Source organism: Microbacterium sp. Root553 (assembly GCF_001426995.1).
GTDB lineage: Bacteria > Actinomycetota > Actinomycetes > Actinomycetales > Microbacteriaceae > Microbacterium.
Genome location: NZ_LMFY01000001.1, coordinates 1 through 22,370, shown reverse-complemented (window position 1 = coordinate 22,370; position 22,370 = coordinate 1). Strand labels below are relative to the sequence as shown.

At 70.0% G+C, this 22,370-nt stretch carries 18 protein-coding genes; 10 read left to right on the top strand and 8 right to left on the bottom strand.

Going from position 1 to position 22,370, the window contains the following annotated elements; all coding sequences use genetic code 11:
* Positions 1-43 precede the first annotated feature (43 nt).
* The 4 genes from ASD43_RS00090 (at position 44) to ptsP (ending at position 5,033) form a co-directional block, all read left to right on the top strand.
* Entirely contained in the window at positions 44-655 is a 612-nt protein-coding gene (locus ASD43_RS00090; protein ID WP_056411931.1) for a TetR/AcrR family transcriptional regulator, read from the top strand.
* Positions 656-811: 156 nt separating this feature from the next.
* Positions 812-1,804 (top strand): dihydroxyacetone kinase subunit DhaK, encoded by a 993-nt coding sequence (gene dhaK / locus ASD43_RS00085; RefSeq protein ID WP_056418760.1) that lies wholly within the window; start codon positions 812-814, stop codon positions 1,802-1,804.
* A complete protein-coding gene (gene dhaL / locus ASD43_RS00080; protein ID WP_056411927.1) occupies positions 1,804-2,466 on the top strand; it encodes a dihydroxyacetone kinase subunit DhaL in 663 nt (220 codons plus the stop codon). The genes dhaK and dhaL overlap by 1 nt, the downstream gene beginning before the upstream one ends.
* Positions 2,466-5,033: a phosphoenolpyruvate--protein phosphotransferase gene (gene ptsP, locus ASD43_RS00075; RefSeq protein WP_082539143.1), complete on the top strand. Its 2,568-nt coding sequence runs from the start codon at positions 2,466-2,468 to the stop codon at positions 5,031-5,033. Before dhaL ends, ptsP begins: the two co-directional genes overlap by 1 nt.
* A 37-nt stretch (positions 5,034-5,070) precedes the next feature.
* Here ptsP and ASD43_RS00070 read toward each other — a convergent pair whose 3' ends face one another.
* Positions 5,071-6,390, bottom strand: coding sequence for an MFS transporter (locus ASD43_RS00070; RefSeq protein ID WP_056411924.1), 1,320 nt, complete (start codon positions 6,388-6,390; stop codon positions 5,071-5,073).
* Positions 6,391-6,642: 252 nt separating this feature from the next.
* On the opposite strand from ASD43_RS00070, the gene ASD43_RS00065 reads away from it, so the two are divergent.
* Entirely contained in the window at positions 6,643-7,929 is a 1,287-nt protein-coding gene (locus tag ASD43_RS00065) for a sensor domain-containing protein (protein WP_056411921.1), read from the top strand.
* A gap of 6 nt (positions 7,930-7,935) precedes the next feature.
* Here ASD43_RS00065 and ASD43_RS00060 read toward each other — a convergent pair whose 3' ends face one another.
* The 3 genes from ASD43_RS00060 to pdhA are packed head-to-tail and all read right to left on the bottom strand — an operon-like array spanning position 7,936 to position 11,593.
* Positions 7,936-9,441: a 2-oxo acid dehydrogenase subunit E2 gene (locus tag ASD43_RS00060; RefSeq protein ID WP_056411918.1), complete on the bottom strand. Its 1,506-nt coding sequence runs from the start codon at positions 9,439-9,441 to the stop codon at positions 7,936-7,938.
* On the bottom strand, positions 9,438-10,466 hold the full coding sequence (locus tag ASD43_RS00055) for an alpha-ketoacid dehydrogenase subunit beta (protein WP_056411916.1): 1,029 nt from the start codon (positions 10,464-10,466) through the stop codon (positions 9,438-9,440). The genes ASD43_RS00060 and ASD43_RS00055 overlap by 4 nt, the downstream gene beginning before the upstream one ends.
* Positions 10,463-11,593 (bottom strand): pyruvate dehydrogenase (acetyl-transferring) E1 component subunit alpha, encoded by a 1,131-nt coding sequence (gene pdhA, locus ASD43_RS00050; RefSeq protein WP_056411913.1) that lies wholly within the window; start codon positions 11,591-11,593, stop codon positions 10,463-10,465. The genes ASD43_RS00055 and pdhA overlap by 4 nt, the downstream gene beginning before the upstream one ends.
* Before the next feature lie 151 nt (positions 11,594-11,744).
* Here pdhA and ASD43_RS00045 point away from each other — a divergent pair, with 151 nt between their 5' ends.
* The 3 genes from ASD43_RS00045 to ASD43_RS00035 all read left to right on the top strand — a co-directional run bounded on the left by ASD43_RS00045 (position 11,745) and on the right by ASD43_RS00035 (position 15,245).
* Positions 11,745-12,182 carry an Lrp/AsnC family transcriptional regulator gene (locus ASD43_RS00045; protein WP_188042396.1) on the top strand — a complete coding sequence of 146 codons (438 nt, stop codon included), beginning with the start codon at positions 11,745-11,747 and terminating at the stop codon, positions 12,180-12,182.
* A gap of 133 nt (positions 12,183-12,315) precedes the next feature.
* Positions 12,316-13,761: an aldehyde dehydrogenase family protein gene (locus tag ASD43_RS00040; protein WP_082539142.1), complete on the top strand. Its 1,446-nt coding sequence runs from the start codon at positions 12,316-12,318 to the stop codon at positions 13,759-13,761.
* A complete protein-coding gene (locus ASD43_RS00035) occupies positions 13,758-15,245 on the top strand; it encodes a GMC family oxidoreductase (protein ID WP_056411910.1) in 1,488 nt (495 codons plus the stop codon). Before ASD43_RS00040 ends, ASD43_RS00035 begins: the two co-directional genes overlap by 4 nt.
* Before the next feature lie 59 nt (positions 15,246-15,304).
* Here the strand turns inward: ASD43_RS00035 and ASD43_RS00030 are convergent, their stop codons facing one another.
* From ASD43_RS00030 to ASD43_RS00015, 4 genes are read right to left on the bottom strand one after another with little or no spacing between them, the layout of a single operon-like run.
* Positions 15,305-15,805 carry a GNAT family N-acetyltransferase gene (locus tag ASD43_RS00030; protein WP_056411907.1) on the bottom strand — a complete coding sequence of 167 codons (501 nt, stop codon included), beginning with the start codon at positions 15,803-15,805 and terminating at the stop codon, positions 15,305-15,307.
* Between the two features lie 44 nt (positions 15,806-15,849).
* Entirely contained in the window at positions 15,850-17,499 is a 1,650-nt protein-coding gene (locus ASD43_RS00025; protein WP_056411904.1) for an amidohydrolase, read from the bottom strand.
* 1 nt (position 17,500) lies between these two features.
* Entirely contained in the window at positions 17,501-18,340 is an 840-nt protein-coding gene (locus ASD43_RS00020) for a molybdenum cofactor biosynthesis F family protein (RefSeq protein ID WP_056411902.1), read from the bottom strand.
* A gap of 37 nt (positions 18,341-18,377) precedes the next feature.
* Positions 18,378-19,835 carry an APC family permease gene (locus ASD43_RS00015; RefSeq protein ID WP_056411899.1) on the bottom strand — a complete coding sequence of 486 codons (1,458 nt, stop codon included), beginning with the start codon at positions 19,833-19,835 and terminating at the stop codon, positions 18,378-18,380.
* A gap of 241 nt (positions 19,836-20,076) precedes the next feature.
* Between ASD43_RS00015 and ASD43_RS00010 the strand changes: the two genes are divergently transcribed.
* Both ASD43_RS00010 and ASD43_RS00005 read left to right on the top strand, forming a co-directional pair.
* The gene (locus ASD43_RS00010) at positions 20,077-20,823 is read left to right on the top strand and encodes an SDR family NAD(P)-dependent oxidoreductase (protein ID WP_056411896.1); all 747 of its coding nucleotides are present in this window, start codon (positions 20,077-20,079) and stop codon (positions 20,821-20,823) included.
* A 95-nt stretch (positions 20,824-20,918) separates the two neighbouring features.
* On the top strand, positions 20,919-21,734 hold the full coding sequence (locus ASD43_RS00005; RefSeq protein ID WP_056411892.1) for an SDR family NAD(P)-dependent oxidoreductase: 816 nt from the start codon (positions 20,919-20,921) through the stop codon (positions 21,732-21,734).
* Positions 21,735-22,370: the final 636 nt, after the last annotated feature.

Sequence of the window (22,370 nt, the reverse complement as noted above, 5' to 3'; positions counted from 1 at the left end):
CGGGAGGCGAATGGCAACTCCGCAGGAATGACAGACTTGGCGCATGTCGCAGCCCCGATCCGATGCACCGGCCCCCCGACGCGGCCGGCCCGGCTACGACCGTGAGCAGGTGCTCGCCGTCGCGGTCAAGGTGTTCAACGAGCAGGGCTACGACGCGACCAGCGTCGCCGACCTCAGTGCCACTCTGGGATTGACGAAGTCCGCGCTCTATCACCACTTCGACTCCAAGTCGGCGATCCTCGAGCTCGCCCTGAACGACGCGCTCGACGCTCTCGAGGCCGTCGTGGACGACGCGACCGCCCGGCATCCGCTCGCCGCCGACCGTCTGCGATCGATCATCCGCGGGGCCGTGCGCGTGCTCACCGAGAAGCTCCCCTCGGTGACGCTGCTGCTGCGGGTGCGCGGCAACGGCGACGTCGAGACGGCCGCGCTGGTGCGCCGCCGCGCGTTCGACCAGCGGGTCACCGCGATCGTCTCCGAGGCTCAGGCCGAGGGGCTCATCCGCGATGACGTGGATGCCGCGGTCGCGACGAGGCTGATCTTCGGCATGATCAACTCCGTGGTCGAGTGGTACCGGCCCGGTGGCTCCGTGGATCCCGACGAGCTGGGTGAGGACATCCTCCGGGTGAGCCTCGACGGACTGCAGTCGCGCTGAGAAGGGCGCGCGACCGGGCGTGAACGACCGGGCGCGTCGATCCCCACTCGCGAGAACTGTTGCGGGCGGTGTCGGGCAGGAGCATATTCGACAGTGACGAATGCCTTTCCGATATCGCGAAAGTTCGCCGCCGCAGAGATCAAGGGAGATCGAACGATGAAGAAGCTCATCAACAACCCCGCCGATGTGCTGGCCGAATCGCTGCGGGGCGTCGCCCTCGCGCATCCGGAGCTGTCGGTCGACCACGAGACCCAGGTGATCACGCGGGCGACGCCCAAGGAGCAGGGCAAGGTGGCGGTGGTGTCGGGAGGCGGATCCGGACATGAGCCCCTGCACGGCGGCTACGTCGGCGTCGGGATGCTCGATGCGGCCGTGGCCGGCGAGGTCTTCACCTCGCCCACCCCCGATCGCGTGCAGGCCGCGACCAAAGCGGTCGATCGGGGCGCCGGCGTGCTGCACATCGTGAAGAACTACACCGGAGACGTGCTGAACTTCGAGATGGCCGCGGAGCTCGCAGCGATGGAGGGCATCGAGGTCGGCACCGTGATCGTCGACGATGACGTCGCCGTGCAGGACTCCCTGTACACGGCAGGGCGCCGTGGGGTGGGGCTCACCGTGCTGCTCGAGAAGCTCGTCGGCGCAGCGGCCGAAGAGGGTCAGGATCTCGCCTCGGTGGTCGAGCTCGCGCAGCGGATCGTCGGGCAGGGGCGCTCGATGGGCATGGCACTCACGAGCTGCACCGTGCCCGCGGCGGGCAAGCCCACGTTCGATCTTCCGGACGACCAGATGGAGATCGGCATCGGCATCCACGGCGAGCCGGGCCGACACCGGGAGCCCCTGGCTCCGGCGTCCGAGATCGCCCGCCAGCTCGTCGAGCCGATCCTGGCGGATCTCGACGCGGCCGGACCCGCGATCGTGATGCTCAACGGCATGGGCGGATCGCCTCTGATCGAGCTGTACCTGATGTACGGCGAGGTCGTGCCGCTGCTCGAGAAGGCCGGCGTGCAGATCGCCAGAAATCTGGTCGGGAACTACATCACCTCGCTCGACATGGCCGGGTGCTCGCTCACCGTGCTCACAGCCGATGACGAGCTGCTGCGACTGTGGGACGCGCCCGTGAACACCCCCGGTCTGCGGTGGGGCGCCTGATGGCGGCGCTCGGTCCGGCGGAGCTGTCGGCCTGGATACACGGGTTCCGCGACGTGATCGTCGAGAAGAGGGAGTGGCTCACCGAGCTCGACTCCGCGATCGGTGACGCCGACCACGGCGCGAACATGTCGAGAGGTATGGATGCGGTGGTCGCGAAGCTGGACGCGGGCGTGCCCGACACGGTCGACGAGCTGCTCAAGACGGTCGGCATGACCCTGGTGAGCTCGGTCGGCGGCGCGAGCGGCCCGCTGTACGGGACTCTGTTCCTGCGGATGGGAGTGGCCGCGGGGCCCGTGACCGCGCTCGACGCTCCGGCTCTGGCGGCGTCGCTGCGGGCCGGGCTCGACGGGATCGTCGCCCGCGGCAAGGCCGAGGTGGGCGACAAGACGATGATCGACGCCATGGCTCCGGCGGTCGATGCCTTCGATGCCGAGGTCACCGGCGGCGCGGATCTCGGTGCGGCCACGGCGGCGGCGGCGCAGGCCGCGGCATCCGGTCGCGACGCCACCGAGCCCCTCGTCGCCCGCAAGGGACGCGCGAGCTACCTGGGCGAGCGCAGCGCCGGTCACCTCGACCCCGGCGCCGCGTCGACCACGCTGCTGTTCGAGGCGCTCGCGCGGGCCACCGTGGAGACCGCCTCACCCGCCCCGGAATCGTCCTGATGATCGGCATCGTCGCCGTCTCCCACAGTGCTCGACTCGGGGAGGCGGCGCTCGAGCTCGCCCTGCAGATGGTGCAGGGCGGGGGAGTGCGCGTGCGGGTCGCCGCCGGCGCAGGAGCGGATGCCGACGGCACGCCCATCCTCGGGACGGATGCGGTCGCGGTGGCCGCGGCGATCGACGAACTCGCAGCCGACTGCGACGGCGTGCTCGTGTTGATGGACCTGGGCTCCGCGGTGCTCAGCGCGGAGCTCGCACTCGAGCTCCGACTGAGCGACGTGCCGGTGCGCCTGGCGCCGGCCCCGTTCGTGGAGGGGCTGCTCGCCGCCGTTGTGTCTGCGACGGCCGGCGGCTCGCTCGATCTGGTCGCCGCGGAGGCCTCGGCGGCGTTGGGTGCGAAGACAGGGCAGCTCGGAGTCCCGGAGGCCGAGTCGACGCCAGGAGAGGCCGTCTCGACCGGGCGGCATCCCGACGCGGTGACGCGCGTGGTGGTGGTGCGCAATCCTCTCGGCATCCACGCTCGTCCCGCCGCCCTGATCGCCGAGGCGTCGGTCGGGGCGGATGTGCGGCTTCGCCGGCTGCCCGACGGGCCCGACGCGTCGGCGGCGAGTCTGTCTCGCATGCTCATCCTCGGCGCCGCGCAGGGCGACGAGGTCGAGCTCTCGGCGAGCGGGGCCGGGTCCGAGGCTGTGCTCGCGCGCGTGGCGGCCCTGTTCGATGACGGGTTCGGGGAGGGGACCGCCAGTCCGCCGGCCCCGGCGGCCTCGGCGGGTCAGGCGGGCCCGGCGGGTCAGGCGGGCCCGACGGCCGCGGCGGGTGTACCGGCCCCGAACGCCGCCGAGCGCGCATCCGAGGTGGCCCCGGTGCTCGCCGGCACCGTGCTGCGCGGTCGAGGGGTCAGCGGCGGTCGAGTCGCCGCGCCGGTGGTTCTCCTCGGACCACCGGTCGGCGAGCCCGATCCCGACGTCGTCGTCGCTGCCGCCGATCGGGAGCGCGAGGTGTCGGCGATCGAGTGGGCGTCCGTGGCGGTCGCGGATCAGCTGCGCGGACGCACTGCACGGGCGACCGGACAGGCGCGCGCGATCCTCGACGCGTCGCGTCTTCTCGCCTCCGACCCGGAACTGGTCGGTGACGCGTCGCTGCGGGTCCGCACGAAGGGGCTCTCTGCGGCGCGTGCCGTGTGGGAGACCGCGGTCGCGCACGAGAAGGGGCTGACCGCCCTCGGGGGTCGGATGGCCGAGCGCGCCGCCGACATCCGCGACATCCGGGATCGCCTCATCGCCGAGATCCTCGAGATCGATGTGCCCGGAGTCCCCGACCGCGACGAGCCGTTCGCCCTGGTCGCGGTCGATCTCGCGCCCGCCGATGCGGCGGCGCTCGACGGCGGCAACTGCGTCGCTCTCGTGACCGAGAGAGGCGGGCCCACCTCGCACACCGCGATCATCGCCCGCTCGCTCGGGATCCCCGCCGTGGTCGGGGTCGCCGGGGCGACGGGCATCGTGCCCGGTGTCACCGCGCTGGTCGACGGCGATCGCGGGACCGTCGAGATCGCCCCCGACGCGGCGACGGTCGCGGCGGCGGAGGCGGCGGCCGTCGCGGTGCCGTTCCGCGGCGAAGGCATGCTGGCCGACGGGCGACGCATCGCCCTGCTCGCCAATGTCGGCGGCGCGGCGGATGCGGTCACCGCCGTGGCATCCGGAGCCGAGGGCGTCGGGCTCTTCCGCACCGAGTTCTGCTTCCTCGACCGGGTCGACGCGCCGTCGATCGACGAGCAGGTCGCCGCCTATCGCGGTGTGTTCGCGGCCTTCCGCGGTCGCCGGGTCGTCGTGCGCACGCTCGATGCGGGCAGTGACAAGCCGCTGCCCTTCGCGAACGCGGATGCCGAGGACAATCCCGCGCTGGGGATCCGCGGCCTGCGGATCTCTCGTCGCTCGCCCGCGTTGCTCGACGAGCAACTGCATGCGTTGGCGAGGGCGGCCGAGGCGGAGTCCGCGGTCGTCGAGGTGATGGCGCCGATGGTGGCGACGGTCGAGGAGGCCCGCGCCTTCGCCGAGAGTGCCCGCGCTGCAGGGCTCATGACGGTCGGCATCATGGTCGAGACTCCGTCGGCGGCGCTGCTCGCTTCCGAGATGCTCGAGGTCGTCGACTTCGTCAGCATCGGCACCAACGACCTCGCCCAGTACGCGTTGGCCGCCGACCGGCTGCTCGCCGAGCTCGGCGAACTCAACGATCCGTGGCAGCCCGCCGTGCTCCGGCTGATCGGCGCGGTCGGCGAGGCCGGTCGCCGGTGGGATCTCCCGGTCGGGGTGTGCGGCGAGGCCGCCGCGGACCCCGCTCTCGCGCCGGTGCTCGTGGGCCTCGGCGTCACCTCGCTGTCGATGACGCCGCGGGCGCTCGGTCGCGTCGCCGCCGCGCTCGCCGCTGTCACCGAGGCCCAGTGCGTGGCCGCAGCGAAGGCCGTGCTGACGGCGGCGACCGCGGCGGACACCCGTGCGGCGGCCTCCGAGGCCCTCGCCGCGGGAACGGCCGCGGGAACAGCCGCGGGAACGGACGACGGGCCGGTCGCGTGAACGACCGGCCCGTCGGGTCGGGGGAGAGGTGCGTCGCTCAGGCGTGCAGGTCGACGCCCTTGGGCTCCTTCACCAGCGACACCGCGACGAGCGAGATCACCGCCGCGACCGCGATGTAGACGCCGATCGTCCAGGCCGCCTGGAACTGGTTCATCAGCGACTCCGCGATCATCGGCGCGAACGCGCCGCCGAGGATGGCACCGAGCGCGTATCCGATCGAGACGCCCGAGTACCGCACGTTGGCGGGGAACATCTCGGCGTAGAGCGCTGCCTGCGGACCGTAGGAGAGACCGAGCGCGAACGTCATGACGAACAGCGCGACGAAGTACCAGAGGATGTTCGCCGTGTCGATCAGGAACCACATCGGCACCGCCCAGAGGGCGAGCGCGATGTACCCGATCTGGAAGGTGCGAACGCGCCCGAGCCGGTCGGAGAGATGACCGCCCCAGAGCGTGAAGATGAGCCATCCGAAGGACGCGAGCGTCGTGGCCAGCAGTACGGGAGGGCGCTCCATTCCGAGAGCGGTGACCGCGTAGGTCGCGAAGAAGGCGATCAGCAGGTATCCCGCGGCGTTGTTGCCGATGAAGATGAGTGCGGTGAGCACGACCTGCTTGGTGTTCTTGCGGAACAGGCGGCCGAGCGGCGCAGAGGCTTCCTGACGGCGGCGACGGAGATCCTCGAAGACGGGGCTCTCGTCGACGGCACGCCGGATCACGTAGCCGACGGCGATCAGCACGATCGACATCAGGAACGGGATGCGCCAGCCCCATTCGAGGAACGCCTCGGGCGACATCGAGCTGGTCAGCACCCAGAGCGTCGCCGTCGCGAGGATCATGCCGATCGGCACGCCGATCTGCGGGAAGGCGCCGAAGAGCCCTCTGCGGTTCTTCGGCGCGTGCTCGACGGCCATCAGGGCGGCTCCACCCCATTCGCCTCCGGCCGAGAATCCCTGCAGGATGCGCAGCACGATGAGGAGGATGGGGGCGGCGACGCCGATCGCGGCATAGGTCGGGAGCAGGCCGATGAGAGACGTGGACAGTCCCATCATCACCAGGGTGAACACCAGCATCTTCTTGCGCCCCAGCTTGTCGCCGAGGTGGCCCGCGACGATGGCTCCGAGCGGTCGGAAGAGGAAGGAGATGCCGATGGTGGCGAAGGACAGCACCTGCGCGAACCCCTTGTTCTCCTCGGCGATCGGCGCGAGGAACAACGGGGCGAGGACGAGGCCGGCGGCCTGCGCGTAGATGAAGAAGTCGTACCACTCGATCGAGGTGCCGACGAGGGTGCTGGCGAGGACCCGCCGTTCCTCGCCGGGCATCCGGGCGGTCGAACTGCGTGCGGAGACTGCGGACGTCATGCGAACTCCATCGTTCTGCAATAGGGGGAAGGCGACGCGGCGTCGCCACGATCAACTTACCGAATGATCGGTCAGTAAAGCGACCGTAGCGCATGAGAGCGCGCGACCTCGAAATATACGGCGCTCGGCATGCGATTCCTCTCATTCTGATATCGACATGGATGCGACTCTCGTCGGCGGGTCGGTGCGTCCGTATGCTCGCCGCAGGGGGACGTCGGATCTCGACGTGACGAGCGAGCGGGAGGGTATGTCATGCGTGTGGTGAATCGTCGACGAGTGCAGGTCGTTCTCGGGGTCGTCGGAGTCGGAGCGCTTCTCGCGTTGACCGCCTGCGCACCGGCGGAGGAGTCCTCGCCGCCGTCGTCGCCGACGCCCGAGGCCACGTCTCCGGAGCCGTACTCGGGGCCGGTGTCCTTCGTCGGCGACGAGCTCACGTGGCTTCTGCCCTCCTCTGACGACATCGTCGCCCTGATCCCGTCCGCGGCCGACGTCAGCGCTCCGTCCGACGTGCTGGAGCAGATCTCGGACGGCGGTGGGCCGGAGTTCGTCCCCGCGATCTGCGGCGTGTTGTACATGGAGCAGACGCTCGGTGCTCTGGCGACCCGGACGATGTCCTGGTCGATGCCGAGCGACACCGAGTTCAGCTCCAACAGAGTGGTCGCCATGCAGTTCGCCGACGCGGCGCACGCGGCCGCGCGGATGGATCAGCTCGAGCGTGCAGCAGCCGAGTGCGGAGAGTTCGACTATGACGGCCGCAACACCTTCGAGTCGGTCGTCGCGGAGGAGCAGGAAGGCGTCCGTGCGCTGGCGGGGGCGCTCAACGCGGATCCTTCCTCCGGCGGCTGGAGGGTGTTCCACGGGTTCGCAGCACTCGGCAACACGCTCGTGCACCTGCAGACATCCCTGCCCGAGTCCGCACCGATCGACCCGGCTGCCGCGGCGGAGCTGCTGCAGGCGGCCGCGATCGATGCCGAGTCCGAGCTCGTCGAGACGCTGACGGCGACACCTCCGGCGACGTCGACCGAGCCGGTGGGCGATGCCGCCGGACCCTGGGGCGAGTGGTCGATCACCGGATCGGGCGTCGGCCCGATCCGCCTCGGCGACACGTCTGACGCGGCTGCCGCGGCGGTGCCCGGAGCGACGGTGACGCCGCCCGCATACGACGGCGGACCGTCGATCTTCACGAGCCCCGACGGCGTCTCGTCGCTGTCGGTGACGGTCGCGGAGAGAGGGACGATCTCCGAGATCACCGCCGGCGCGGTGTCGGACGAAGAGGATGCGGGGGTCGATGGCGCGGCGTCGCCGCACGCGCTCGAGGTGCGGATCGGTGATCCGCTCTCCTCGGCCGTCTCCGCGTTCCCGTCCGGAACCCGGGTGCACGTCGTCTCGTCGGGCCAGTGGGCCTACTTCGTCGCAGACAGGGAGGGGCGCCTCCTCGTCTTCCACACCACGCGGGACGACGCCGACGCCCCGGACGCCCGGATCATCGGCATCACGACGGCCGATGCGACGCAGCGCGGTGACCTCACCGTGGAGTAGAGCGGATCACACCCTGCCGAACGCGCGCAGCGGATGCTCGATGAGCTCGGTGACGCGGCGCAGGAAACCGGCGGCATATCCGCCGTCGCACACCCGGTGGTCGAACACCAGAGACAGCTGGGCGACGCGTCGAGGGACGATCTGCCCCTCGACCACCCAGGCTCTCTCGATGATGCGGCCGATCCCGAGGATGGCGACGTCGGGATGGTTGATGATCGCAGCGGATCCGTCGACGCCGAGTCCGCCGTAGTTGTTCAGCGTGAACGTCGAGCCGCGCAGCCGCTCGGGAGGCATGGATCCCGCTCGTGCCGTCGCGGACAGTTCCCGCAGGGCGCCGTCGAGCTGCTCGATGCTGAGCTCGTGCGCGCGAGGGATGACCGGGACCATGAGCCCGCGCGCGGTGTCGGCGGCCACGCCGAGATTGACTCCGTCGAAGGAGATCATCTCCGAGCCGTCGTCGCTCAGACGCGACGCGAGCACCGGGTGATCCTCGAGCGCGAGCAGTACGAAGCGTGCGATCAGCGCGGTGACCGAGGGGGCCGTGCCTCCCTCGGGTGCCATCTGCGAGCGGAGCGTCCACAGGTCGGTCGCATCGACGTCGACCCAGACGGTGGCCTCGGGGATCTCGGAGCGGCTGCGCGCGAGTTTCGCGCTGACGGCCTTGCGCAACGCGGACATGCGCTCGCGTGAGGCGACGGACAGGCCGTCGATGACATCCGCGCGGCGATCGAACCCGGGACCGTCGTCCACGGGGGAGTCGTGAGGCGACGCGGCCGCGCCGTCGACCGCCACGTTCACCGCCGCCGCGAGGACGTCGGCGCGGGTGACGGCGCCGTCGTGTCCGGTCGGAGCGATCGCGTGCACGTCGAGACCGAGGTCACGGGCGAGGCGTCGGACGAGAGGGGAGCGGACCGCCACGGGGCGCCGCGCCCGGGCATCCGACCCGCTCCGCACGCTCTCGGACGCCGTGGATGTCTCGGACGCCGTGGATGTCTCGGACGCCGTGGATGTCTCGGTCGCCACGGATGTCTCCGTCGCCGTGGATGTGGCCGGCGCCGTGGATGTGGCCGGCGCCGGAGCAGGCGTTCCTGCGGATGTCGGGGTCTGCCGCACCGCAGCCTGCACGCGGGGTCGCCTCCGGCCCGACACGCCCCGCTCCGAGGTGCCGTAGCCGATCAGCACGTTGCCCGAGCCTGCGCGCTCCTCTTCGCGGTAGGCGTCGTGCTCGACCGCAGCAGACGCACCGCCGCTTGAGTCCGCGGCGCCGTCGGCGACCTCGAGCACCGGCGCGCCCACGTCGATCGTCTCGCCGGGCTCTCCGTGCAGCGCCGTCACGACACCCGCGAAGGGCGAGGGGAGCTCGACGACGCTTTTGGCCGTCTCGACCTCGGCGATCGCCTGATCCGTGGCGACGGTGTCGCCGACCGCGACGAGCCACTGCACGAGTCCCGCCTCGGTCAGTCCCTCACCGAGGTCGGGCAGACGGAAGACGCGGGTGGTCAGCGCGGTCATGCCTCGTCCTCCCAGTGCAGAGAGTCGATCGCGTCGAGGATGCGGTCGACGTCGGGCAGGTACCAGTGCTCGAGTTTCGGTGGGGCGAAGGGCGTGTCGAATCCGGTGACCCGGCGCACGGGCGCTTCGAGGTACTCGAAGCAGCGTTCGAAGACGCGCGCCTGGATCTCCGATGCCACGCTCGCGTAGCCGGGTGCCTCGGCGATCACGACCGCGCGTCCCGTCGCCCGCACGGCGGCGGTCACGGTGTCATCGTCGAACGGCGACAGCGAGCGGATGTCGACGACCTGCACGCTGCGGCCCTCGGAGGCCGCGACCTCGGCCGTCTCGAGCGCCAGCGGCACGGCGGCGCCGTAGGCGAGGAGGGTGACGTCGGTGCCGTCGCGGGCGATGCGCGCGGTGCCGATCTCGGCCGTGACGGAGGTGTCGACGTCGCCCTTGGTCCAATACAGCTTCTTCGGCTCGAGGAAGATCACCGGATCGGGCGAGGCGATCGCCGCGCGCAGCATCGAGTAGGCGTCCTGCGGCGTGGACGGGCTGACGACGGTGAGGCCCGGGGTGTGCGCGTAATACGCCTCGGAGGAATCGCAGTGATGCTCGACTCCGCCGATGCCACCGCCGAAGGGGATGCGGATCACCAGCGGCATCCGTACGCCTCCGCGCGTGCGGTTGCCGAGCTTCGCCACGTGGCTGACGATCTGCTCGAACGCGGGTAGCGCGAAGGCGTCGAACTGCAGTTCCACGACCGGTCGCATGCCGTTCATGGCCATGCCGACCGCGGTGCCGACGATGCCGGATTCGGCGAGGGGGGTGTCGAAGCACCGGTCCTCGCCGAAGCGCGCGGTGAGGCCGTCGGTGATGCGGAAGACCCCGCCGAGGGCGCCGACGTCCTCGCCGAAGATCACGACCTCGGGGTCGGCCTGGATGGCGTCGGCCAGGGCGAGGTTGAGAGCCGCGGCCATGCTCATGGTCGACACGTCCGACGAGCGCTCGTCGATGCGGATGTCCTCGTGGGCGATGGTCATCGCGAACCTCCGATGGGGGTGGCCTGCGCGGTCGGTGCGGCATCCGCCGTCCGCGTCCGTTCGATCTCGCCGCGGAGCATCTGCCACTGCTCCTCGAGCTGCGGGGAACGCGTCTCGGTCACGAAGCGGAAGAGGTCCTCCGGGTCGAGGTCGGAATCCGCGTTGAGGGCCTCTCGCATCGCCGCCGCGATGCGCTCGGCACCGGCCGCGTACTCGGCCTCGAGCTCGGCGGTGAGCGCGCCGACCCCGGTGAGGTGCGTCCGCAGACGCGTCAGCGGGTCACGAGCCGCCCAGGCCCGTACCTCGTCGCGCTCGCGGTATCGCGTGTCGTCGTCGGCATTGGTGTGCGCCTGCATCCGATAGGTGTGGGCCTCGACCAGCGTCGGGCCGCCCCCGGAGCGGGCCCGGTCGACGGCCTCGCCGAGTACGGCGAGCACCGCGGCGACGTCGTTGCCGTCGACGCGCCGCCCCGGCATCCCGTAGCCGATCGCCTTGTGCGCGAGGGACGGGGCCGCGGTCTGGCGGCTGAGCGGCACGGAGATCGCGAACTCGTTGTTCTGCACGAAGAAGACGACGGGCACGTGGAAGACCGCGGCGAAGTTCATCGCCTCGTGGAAGTCGCCTTCACTGGTCGCGCCGTCACCGCACAGGGCGATGACGACGGTGTGCTCTCCACGCTGCTTCGCGGCGTACGCGAAGCCCACGGCGTGCAGCAGCTGCGTCGCCAGGGGAGTGGCCTGAGGCGCGACACGGTGAGCGCGCACGTCGTAGCCCGAGTGCCAGTCGCCCTTGAGCAGCACCATCGCCTCGGCGGGCGCCACACCCCGCGCGATCACCGCGACGGAGTCCCGGTAGGTCGGGAACAGCCAGTCCTCGGTGCTGATGGCGAGCGCGGCGCCGATCTGACAGGCCTCCTGGCCGTGCGAGGACGGATACACCGCGAGGCGCCCCTGTCGCACGAGAGCGCCGGCCTGATCGTTGATGCGGCGTCCGTCGACGAGTCCCCGGTAGGCGGCGAGGAGCATCTCGGTGCCGGGCATCGCATACGTCTCATCCGCGACGGTCGAGCCGTCGGCATCGATCAGCTGCACCGCCGTGTCTCGCGGAAGCATCTCTGCATGTTCCATCCGTTCGCCCTCCTTGCCGAACTCGGTGTCGCCAGCTTGCCTCGCTGTGCGACACTCGTCCACGAGTTCGACGCGATCATGGACGATTGCGTTGTGGATCCGGCTTTCCGTGACAAACTGGCAGAAATCCGGGACTGGACGAAGGGGTGCCATGATCACGCTGGACGAGACCGACGAGGCGATCCTCGGCGAGCTGAGGCGCGACGCCCGTGCCTCGATGACGGCCATCGCCGAGGCCGTGCACATCTCCCGAGCCGGCGCCCACGCCCGCATCAGGCGCCTCACCGACGCGGGAATCATCACCGGCTACTCCGTGCGCACCGACCCTGTGCTCCTCGGGCACCATGCGAGTGCTTACGTCACGCTGGCGATTGAGCAGGCCACCTGGCAGGAGGTGAGCGCTCGATTGCGCACGATCCCCGAGATCGAGCACATGGCGCTGGTCGGCGGGGACTTCGACGTGATCCTGCTCGTGCGCGCGCGCGACGCCCGCGACCTCCGCCGCATCGTGCTGGAGGACATCCAGGCGATCCCGTCGATCCGCTCGACGCGCACGACACTCATCTTCGAGGACTTCACCCTGATCTGACCGCCTGCGGCCGCATCCCTTCGCGGTCGGACATCTGCGGCGCGCTCCTCGACAAGTGCGCCGCCACGAGCCATTCGACAATGGGACGAGCGCGCCGGATCCTCGGTGCGCGACCCGCTCGAAGGAGAGTCCGATGTCCGAATCCGCCGCATCCGCAGCCGCCGCGCTGCTCGACCGCATCCAGGTTCCGGAGGGCGGTGGGCGAGAGATCCCGGATGCCGCGACGCGGGACGTCATCGGTCGCGCACCCGTGCACTCGGTGAGCGACCTGGACGAGGCGATCGCCAGGGCGAAGGCGGCTCAGCCGGGGTGGGAGGCCCTCGGCCACGACGAGCGCAGCGCGGTGCTCGTCGCCGCGGCGGACGCGATCGACGCCCACGCGGAGGCCCTCGCGTATCTGCTCTCCCGCGAGCAGGGAAAGCCGCTGAACGGCCCGAACGCCCGTTTCGAGCTGGGCGCCTGCTCGGCCTGGCTGCGCACGAACGCGGCGACCGTGCTCGACCCGCAGGTGCTCGTCGACGACGAGACACTTCACGCCGAGCTCGTCTACAAGGCGGTCGGCGTCGTGGGGGCGATCGGGCCGTGGAACTGGCCGCTGATGATCACGATCTGGCAGATCGGGCCGTCGCTGCGCATGGGCAACACCGTGGTCGCGAAGCCCAGCGAGTACACGCCGCTGAGCGTGCTCGCGCTGCTGGCGGTGATGAACGACGTGCTTCCGGCCGACGTGCTCATCGGCGTCTCGGGCGATCGCGAGGTCGGCGCCCGGCTGGCGTCACACCCCGACATCGACAAGATCATGTTCACCGGATCGACCGCCACCGGTCGTCGGATCATCGAGAGCTCGGCCGGGAACCTCGCCCGCCTGACCCTCGAACTCGGCGGCAACGATGCGGGGATCGTGCTGCCGGGGACGGACGTGGCGGCCATCGCCGAGGACCTCTTCTGGGGCGCCTTCATCAACACGGGCCAGACGTGTGCGGCGCTGAAGCGCCTCTACGTGCACGACTCGGTCTACGACGAGGTGGTGGACGCTCTCGCCGGCATCGCCGCCTCCGTGCCGATCGGCAACGGGCTCGATGAGAACAACGTGCTGGGGCCCCTGCAGAACCGGGCGCAGTTCGACATCGTGTCGCGACTGGTCGAGGAGGCGAAGAGCCGCAGTGCGCGCGTCGTGACCGGCGGCGAAGCGGCTCCCGAGCTCGGTGAGCTGTTCTACCGCCCGACGATCATCGCCGACATCGACAACGACGCCGCCCTCGTGCAGGAGGAGCAGTTCGGCCCCGCGCTGCCGGTGATCCGGTACAGCGACGTCGATGAGGCCTTCGCCCTCGCCAACGCGGTCGAGGTCGGTCTCGGCGCGTCCGTGTGGTCGAGCGACCCGGACGCCGCGCGTGAGGCGGCGACCCGCATGCAGTCCGGCACCGTCTGGATCAACTCGCACGGGGGCCTGCATCCGATGGTGCCCTTCGGCGGGGTGAAGAGCTCGGGCTACGGACTGGAGTTCGGAGTCGAGGGACTCAAGTCGGTCGCCGTGTCTCAGGTCGTGTCGGGTCCTGGGCGGAAGGCTCAGGCATGAAGACCGCGATCGTCGTCGGCGCGGGCACCTCGGGCGCCATCGTCGCGCGGCGGCTCGCCGATGCCGGTGTCGAGGTGACGCTGATCGAGGCCGGCGGCTACGACTCGAACCCCGCCATCCACGATCCGTCGCGGGCGGGGGAGCTGTGGCACTCCGCCGACGACTGGGATTTCTTCACCGTTCCGCAGGAGCACGCCGACGGCCGACGGCTGCATCTGCCCCGAGGCAAGGTCACCGGCGGATCGCATGCGCTGAACGCGATGATCTGGGTGCGCGGAGCCGCATCCGACTACGACTCCTGGGAGCGCGCGGGCGCGACGGGGTGGGGCTGGAACGTCGTCGAACCCGTGTACGACGCGATCGAGAACGACCTGCTGCCGGTGACCGACGACTACGCGCTGTCTCCGATCCAGGCATCGATCATCGACGCCGCCGTCGAGGAGGGGCTGCCGCGCAACCCGAACTACAACGGGGGCACGCTCGACGGCGTCTCGCAGCAGCAGATCACGATCCGAGACGGGCGACGCGTGAACACGTGGATGACGTATGCGCAGCCGATCGCCGATCGGCTCACCATCGTCACCGGCCGCGAGGTGCACTCGGTGATCGTCGACGGCGGTCGCGCGGTCGGGGTGCGCCTCGACGCGGCATCCGACGCCGGGTCGGATTCCGGATCGGATTCCGAGGACCTCTTCGCAGACGAGATCGTGCTGTCGGCCGGCGCGATCGGCTCGCCGGTCATCCTGCTGCGCTCGGGCATCGGCCCCGCCGACGAGCTGACGGCTCTCGGCATCCCGGTCGTGGTCGATTCGCCCTCGGTGGGAAAGAACCTGCACGACCATCTGCTGTCGCCGGTGATCTTCACGACCCGGCGTCCGGTGGGTCCGCCGCGAACCGGGATCTCGGTCACGCAGTCGCATCTCTTCTGGCGCAGCCGCGACGACCTCGAACAGCCCGACACACAGCCGATCCATTTCTCGGTGCCGATGTGGGGAGACCTCGACCCGCGGGGCGATGACGGGTTCACCCTCATGGCGGGTCTCGTCACCCCGCACAGCCGGGGCGCGCTCACTCTCTCCGGACCCGACGTGACCGACCCGCCCCTGATCGATCTCGCCGCGCTCGAAGACGACCGCGACGTCGCGGCGCTCGCCGCATCGGTGCGTCAGTGCCGCCGCATCGGCGCGCAGCCCGCTCTCGCGGAGCACTGGGGCGCGACCGAGGCCTATCCGGGCCCCGATGTGTCCGACTCCGAAGTCGAGGACTGGGTGCGTCGCACCGCGATCACCTATCACCACCAGGTCGGCACCTGCCGGATGGGTGCGGATGCCGAGGCGGTGGTCGATCCGACGCTGCGGGTGCGCGGGATCGAGGCGCTGAGCGTGATCGACGCCTCGGTGATGCCGACGGTGCCGACCGGCAACACGAATGCCCCCGCGGCGATGATCGGCGAGCGGGGAGCGGCGTTCCTCCTCGGCAGCTGACGCCGGGGCGGCTGCTCGTCGCCACGCGGTCGTCTGAGATGTGCGGAGGTGGTGGTGCTCTAGACGGTGCGGACCATGCAGATCAGGCGGTCCCGGTCTTCCCATGAGGAGGTCTCGACGAAGCCGGACTTGCGGTACAGGGCGATCGCGTCTGCGCGCCACTCCCAGACCGAGAGCTGAATCGCCTCCGCATCGACGCGGACCGCATGGAGATGCGCTTCGTCGAGGAGGGAGGTGGCGATGTGCCGTCCGCGGTGGCTCGGATCCGTCCACAGCCGCTTGATCTCGAGCCGCTGAGGGGACCGGGCCGTGATCACCAGGCAGCCGGCAGCGTGCCCCTCGTGGCGCGCGATCAGGACGTCGTCCTCACCGAACGCCGTCTGCGGGTCCTTCAGCTCGAGACGGTACTTCTCGGGGAGTGCATCGGCGGACCCGACCGGGGTGCCCTTCTCCGCCTCCGTCTGCAGGTGGTAGTCCGTCAGCAGCGCCACGAAATCCGCACGGTCTCGAGCATTCGCGGTATTCCACCGCGTCACGATGACACTGCGTCGGTCGGGCATGCCACCCATCGTCCCACGAGGGGACATCGGGGTGCCGGAGGTCGTCAGCTCCCCGTGTACACCTCGCGCCCCTCGAACCAGGTCGAGACCACCGCGGTGTGCACGATCTCGTCGGCGGGGCCGGCGATCGCGTCACGGTCGAGCACGACGAAATCCGCAGACTTCCCCGGCGTCAGGGACCCCGTCTCGGCGCCGAGACCCATCGCGGTCGCGGCGTTGAGGGTGAAGACCTCCAGCGCCTCCTCCGCCGTGATCGCCTGCTCGGGCCAGAGCACTCCCGGTGCGCGTCCGAGCGGGTCGGCGCGTGTGACGAGCCCCTGCAGACCCTCGAGGGTGTTCGGCGACTCGCTGACCGGCCAATCGGATCCGCCGGCGACGAGAGCTCCGGCGTCGAGCAGGGCCCGGTTGGGCTGCGAGTGCTCGGCGCGCTCGCCGAGCACCTCGGCCAGCGCCTGCGGGATCACGCCGGGGAACCAGATGAACGGTGAGATGTCGGCCGACACCTCGAGCGCGTGCAGGCGAGGGATGTCGTCGACCGCGAGGAACTGGCCGTGGGCGATCTGGATCGGAGTCGTGAAGCCGTCGGCGCGGATCCTCTCGGCGACGTCGAGCACGAGCCGAGCCGAGCCGTCGCCGGTGCAGTGCACCTTGGCGCCGAGTCCTCGCTCGGCCACCGAACGCAGCCACGTGTGCAGCTCGTCGAAGGTCATCGTCGTCTCGCCGTGGAAGTGTGCGCCGTGCACCGCATCCGCCACGTACGGCTCGAGGAACGACGCGGTGCGCGCCGGCGGGACCCCGTCGAGGAAGATCTTCACGAAGTCGGGGCGGTGGTGGGGAGTGCGGAACTCCTCGCCGCGGGCGATCAGCGGCTCGCCGATCGGATCGACGCCGAAGATCTCGTCGTTGACCAGCAGGGACGACACGACCCACGCGTGCAGCTCCTGCGCGCGGTCGAGTGCGGCGAGGGCTCCGAGGATGTCGGTCGACACCCCGGCATCCTGGAACGTCGTGATGCCGAACGAGTTCAGGATCTCGACTCCGCGTCGGGAGGCGGCGACATGCTGCTCGGGGGTCAGGCCTCCGCTGCGGTCGTAGGCTTCCTGCACCGGGATGCCGGCCCCCTCCCGCAGCACTCCGGTCGGTGTCCCGTCGTCGGGATCGAGCACGGTGACCCCCGCGGAGGGGATGCTGGCGGCCGTGATCCCCGCCAGCTCGAGCGCGCGCGTGTTCGCCCACCGGTTGTGACGTGAGTCCTCGACGATGACGACGGGGCGTCCGCCCGCCGCCTCGTCGAGTCGCTGCCGGCTCGCGGTGGTCGCGAGGGTGGACAGCAGCGTCGTGGCGACGACGCCGCCGATGATCCAGGCGTCCGGGGGAAGGGGCTCGGCCTTCTCCCGCACGCGATCGAGGATCTCGTCGAGGGTCAGCGACGGCGGCAGCGAGAGCTCGAAGAGCTCGGTGCGACCGGCCATCGCGTGATGGTTGTGCACGTCGACGAAGCCGGGGTACACCGCGGCATCCCCGACGTCCAGCATCCGCGTCCGCGCCCCGCGATGTGCATCGATCTCGGCCCTGGTGCCGACGGCCAGGATCCGTCCGTCGCGCACCGCAAACGATTCGACGACCGGATGCCGACGATCCGCCGTGCGGATCACGGATCCCGTGACGATCAGGTCGGCAGCGGCCGCCACCATGTCAGAGGGCCCCGAAGTCCGCGGGCTCGAGACCGGCCGCGTGATGGGTCGTGGAGAGCAGACGGCCGTGAGCGCCGAAGGTGAAGTGCGTGGGCACCTCGCCCGACTCGTCGAGGCCGAAGAGCACGCCGTGGGAGCGGATCGCGGTGACGTCACGATGGTCGGCGATCGTCACGGATGCACACGGGATGACCTTCTCGCGCCACGCGAAGACGTAGATGCCGGGGCGCACCTCCCACACGCTGTTCTCGTCGGTGTCGGCGAGCCCGCGCTCGGGGCCGGCGAGGCACTGCCACGAGTACCAGCGCTCCGAGAGGTAGACGTGCTCGTACGCGTGCTCCTCGCTGTACACCCACTCGACCCTGCGGCCGATCAGCGTCGTGGTGGGGGCGGGCTCGACGCCGGTCACGGTGGCCCCTTCGATCACGGAGGGAGCGAAGACGTGCTGTACACGGGTGCGGCCCTGCTCCGGCGCAGGCAGGATCACCGAGATGATCGCGAGCGCGCGGCCGTGACGGAGGTCGACCACCAGGGAGATCGCCTCGTTCGGCAGATAGTTGTGATGGAACTGCACGAAGTAGAGGTCCTCGTCGACCTCGAAGGCCTCGTAGTCGTCGGTGTCGGTGGCGGCCTGAGTGGTGTCGTCTGCACCCGGGCGGTAGTCCCAGGTCACCGTGGTGTCGGCGAACCGGTGCGAGATCCGAGTTCCACGAGCATCGACCACGGTGATCTCCTGGCCGCTGAGGGCCGTGGAGTGGGGTGCCTTGTTGGCGTCGAAGCCGGGGGCGAGGCCCTCGAGGGGCAGCCAGGTGGAGGTGTCTGCGGGGTTCAGAGTGGTCATGTCGCTCCTTGGAGGTGGTGTGGGAGGGCTGGGCGGGTCAGCGGTCGCTGAAGCGCTCGAGGTCCGAGGCGAGTCCCTCGTAGACGGCCGGCTTCGATCGCTTCAGATAGGCGCCGTAGACGATGCCGCCGATCAGCGCGAGGACGAGGAGCAGCGGCATGAGGCGAATCGCGAGCTCGTCGGATCCGGCGACGATGTTGAAGTTCACGATCGCGAGCACCGAGATCGCGGCGATTCCGAGGAACCCGATCCCGGGAGCGATGAACGTGCTCCACCAGCGGGGGTCGCCCTTGCGCCGGAAGTACACGACGATCGAGATCGCCGCGAGCCCCTGCAGGATCAGCACGCTCAGTGTTCCGAAGCCCAGCATCGCCGGCACCAGGGTGAGGATCGGGTCTGCTCCGGCGATGGCGAAGATGATCGCGACGAGCGCGGCGAACGAGGCCTGCACGATGCCGGCCAGCTGCGGAGCGCCGTTGGCGCGCGTGCGGGCGAGGGCGCGTGGCAGGATCCGCGAGCGTCCGAGGGAGTAGAGGTAGCGCGTGGCGGAGTTGTGGAACGCGAGCATGGCGGCGAACAGACTGACCAGCAGCAGGACCATCATCACCGTGGTGAGCGGGCCGCCGAGGTACTGCTGCGACAGCATGAAGATCAGGTCGCCGGTGGGCAGGTGCTCCAGCGCGGTGGCCTGTGCCTGCGCGACGCCGGTCGCGCTGACCACGGCCCACGTGGTGACCCCCAGGATCACGCCGATCGCGATGATCGACGTGTACGTCGCCCGCGGGATCGTCCGCAGGGGTTGCTTCGCCTCCTCGCTGAACAGCGCCGTCGCCTCGAAACCGAGGAAGCCCGTGGCTGCCAGCAGCAGACCGATCGGCAACGAGCCCGAGAACACGGCCTCAGGGCTGAAGGCCGCGAGGTCGTATCCCGTCTGCACGAGCACCGACACGTCGAAGACGACCAGCATCAGCACCTCGAGCACCAGACAGACACCCAGGATTTTCGAGCTGAAGTCCACGCCGACCCTGGCCAGCACGAAGCACACGACGATCGACAGCAGGCCCCAGACCAGCCAGTTCACGTCGAGGCCCGTGAGATCGCGGATGATGTTCTGCATGAAGAAGCCGCTGGTGCCGATCGTGCCGACGACGAAGAAGTTGTAGCCGAGCGTCGCGATGAGACCGGCGATCAGCCCACCCGTGCGCCCGAGCCCCTTCACGACGAAGGCGTAGAACCCTCCGGCATTGACGAGCTGCTTCGACATCTGCGCATATCCCACGGCGAACAGCAGCAGGATCACGGCCACGAGGAAGAACGACATCGGCGTGCCGCCGCCGTTGCCGAGCGCGATCGCGAGGGAGGCGACCACCACGATGCCGGTCAGCGGAGCGACGGCCGCCAGGACGAGGAAGACGATCCCGGCGACGCCCAGAGCGCCGGGTCGGAGAGAGGTGTGGTGCTGCTGCGTCGTGGACGCAGATGTCGGGTCTGCCACGTCGGCTCCTTTGTTCGGTGACGCCCGTGTGGACGGACTCGACGACGACAGACGTCGCCGACAGTGCGATTCTGCTCGCGTGATCCTCGCGGCGGTTGACGCTGAGCGAAGGACGATGGTGCCAGCGCGCACAGCGCACGTCGTCGCATTCTCGGAGCGTCGGACCGAGAGCAGGATGACGGGTGAAGGCACCGTCGTCCTCACAGCGCCACCGGCGCGGCGGCGGAGCCACGGAGAGACCATGGATCTGCGGCTGAACGGCACGACGGCTCTGATCACGGGAGCGGCGAGCGGCATCGGGCGCGCGACCGCGCTGGCGCTCGCCGCAGAGGGCGTGCGCGTCGCGCTGCTCGATCGCGACGGCGCAGCGCTCGCCGAGGTGGCAGGCGGATGCGCCGACGCCGTCGTGCTCGTCGCAGATGTCACGGATGAGATCCAGGTGGTGGCGGCGGTCGACAAGGCGGTGGATGTGCTCGGCACACTCGACGCGGTCGTGTGCTGCGCGGGCGTCTCCGGCCCCGTGGGCTCGCCGATCGACGAGCTCTCGCTGGCCGAATGGAACGCGGTGTTCGCGGTCAACGTCTCGGGAGCGTTCCTCGTGGTGTCGTCGGCGCTTCCTGCGCTGCGCGGCGCCGTCGCCGCATCCGTCGTCCTGATCGCGAGCGATTCGGCCTTCGTCGCCTCCGAGGGCATGGTGCCGTACTGCGCATCGAAGGCGGCGCTCGTGCAGTTCGGTCGGGCGTTGTCGGTCGACCTGGCGGACGACGGCATCCGGGTGAACATGGTCGCGCCATCGATCGTGGACACGCCGATGAGTCGGGGCGACCTGGGAGACGAGACGTTCGCTGCTCCGTCCTTTCCGGTGCAGACGGCCGACGAGGTGGCCTCGCACGCGGTCTACCTGGTGTCGCCGCTCAGCCGTGCGATCAACGGCACGACGATCGTGAGCGACTTCGGGTACTCAGCCAGGTCGGGCTTTCCGGCCTGACCTGCATCGACCGGATGAGCGCGTCGCAACGGAAAGCGAGTCGCGCGAGAACGCAGAAGAGGAATCGCGTGGGAGCGCGGAGAACAGGAGCAGAAATGGGACCTGCAGTCGGATCCGGCGTCGCTGGGCGGGTAGTGGTCATCACAGGAGGCGGCACCGGTATCGGTGCGGCGATCGCGGAGCGGTACGCGGCCGAGGGCGCGCATGTCGTCGTCGTGGGGCGCCGCGTCGAACCCCTGCGTGCGGTGGAGGCGGCGGTGGGAGCGCATCCGATCGTCGCGGATGCCGCCGACACGGCCTCAGCTCGAGCCGCCGTCGCCGAGGTGCTCGCCACCTTCGGGCGTCTCGACGTCCTCGTCGCCAACGCGGGAGGACACGGATTCTCGCCCGTGGCGGACACCGATGACGACAGTTGGGAGGCCGCCATCCGCGCCAACCTCACGACCGCGTTCATCATGGCGAGAGAGGCGCTGCCGGCGCTGATCGAGGCGAAGGGGCAGATCGTCATCGTCTCGTCGCTGGCAGGGTTGTTCGCGGGGCCCTCGGTCGCCGGCTACACGGTGGGGAAGCACGCGCTCATCGGTCTGACCCGAACCCTGGCGCGTGACTACGGACGCCAGGGGGTGCGGGTGAACGCGATCTGCCCCGGGTGGGTGCAGACGCCGATGGCCGACGACGAGATGGACGAGTTCGCGACCCATTCCGGTCTCGGGTCACGCGAAGAGGCATACGCCGCGGTAACGGCCGACGTGCCGCTGCGTCGACCCGCGCGGCCAGCGGAGATCGCGTCGGTGGTGCGCTTTCTCGGATCGGGGGAGTCGTCGTACGTCACGGGGGCGGTGATCGTGGCCGACGGCGGGTCTCATGTCGTGGACGTGCCGACGATCGCCTTCGATCACGCGGGTATGTAGGGGGTGCGGGTCTGTAGGGGGTGCGGGTCTGTAGGGGTCGCGGGTATGCAGGGGGTGCGGGGCTGTAGGGGTGCGGGTCTGTAGGGGGTGCGGGTCTTTAGGGGGTTCTCGGGTTCGGGCCTTGCCGCGAGCGTTCCGTCAGCTGTTCTGGGCTTTCGGGTCTCTTCTCCCGTGCTCCTCACGTGTCGTGTCTTGGGTCTCTTCTCCCGTGCTCCTCACGTGTCGTGTCTTGGGTCTCTTCTCCCGTGCTCGTCACGTGTCGTGTCTTGGGCCTTTTTTCCCGTGCTCGTCGTGTGTCGTGTGTCGTGTGTCGTGTGTCTTCTCTCGCTCTTCTTCTCCGTTCTCGGGCCGTGCCGTTCTGACGATCTCCTCCGCTGCTCGCGCGGCGGTCCAGCGCTCTCGCCGTGTCATTCCGGGAGATTGGAATACGCCTCTGGTCTGGGGTATTTGTGGGTGGTTCAGGGTCTCGAATGTCGGTGGTTGCGGGTTGAGTTGCGGGTATGGAGAGCACGACGGAGCTTTTGGATCGGGTCATCGTCGACCTTGACACGGTGTTGTCTGATGGTGTGCTGGCGGGGTTGGGTGATGCGGATCGGATCCGGGTGTTGTTGGGGGCGGGGGCGGTGTTCCGGCGGG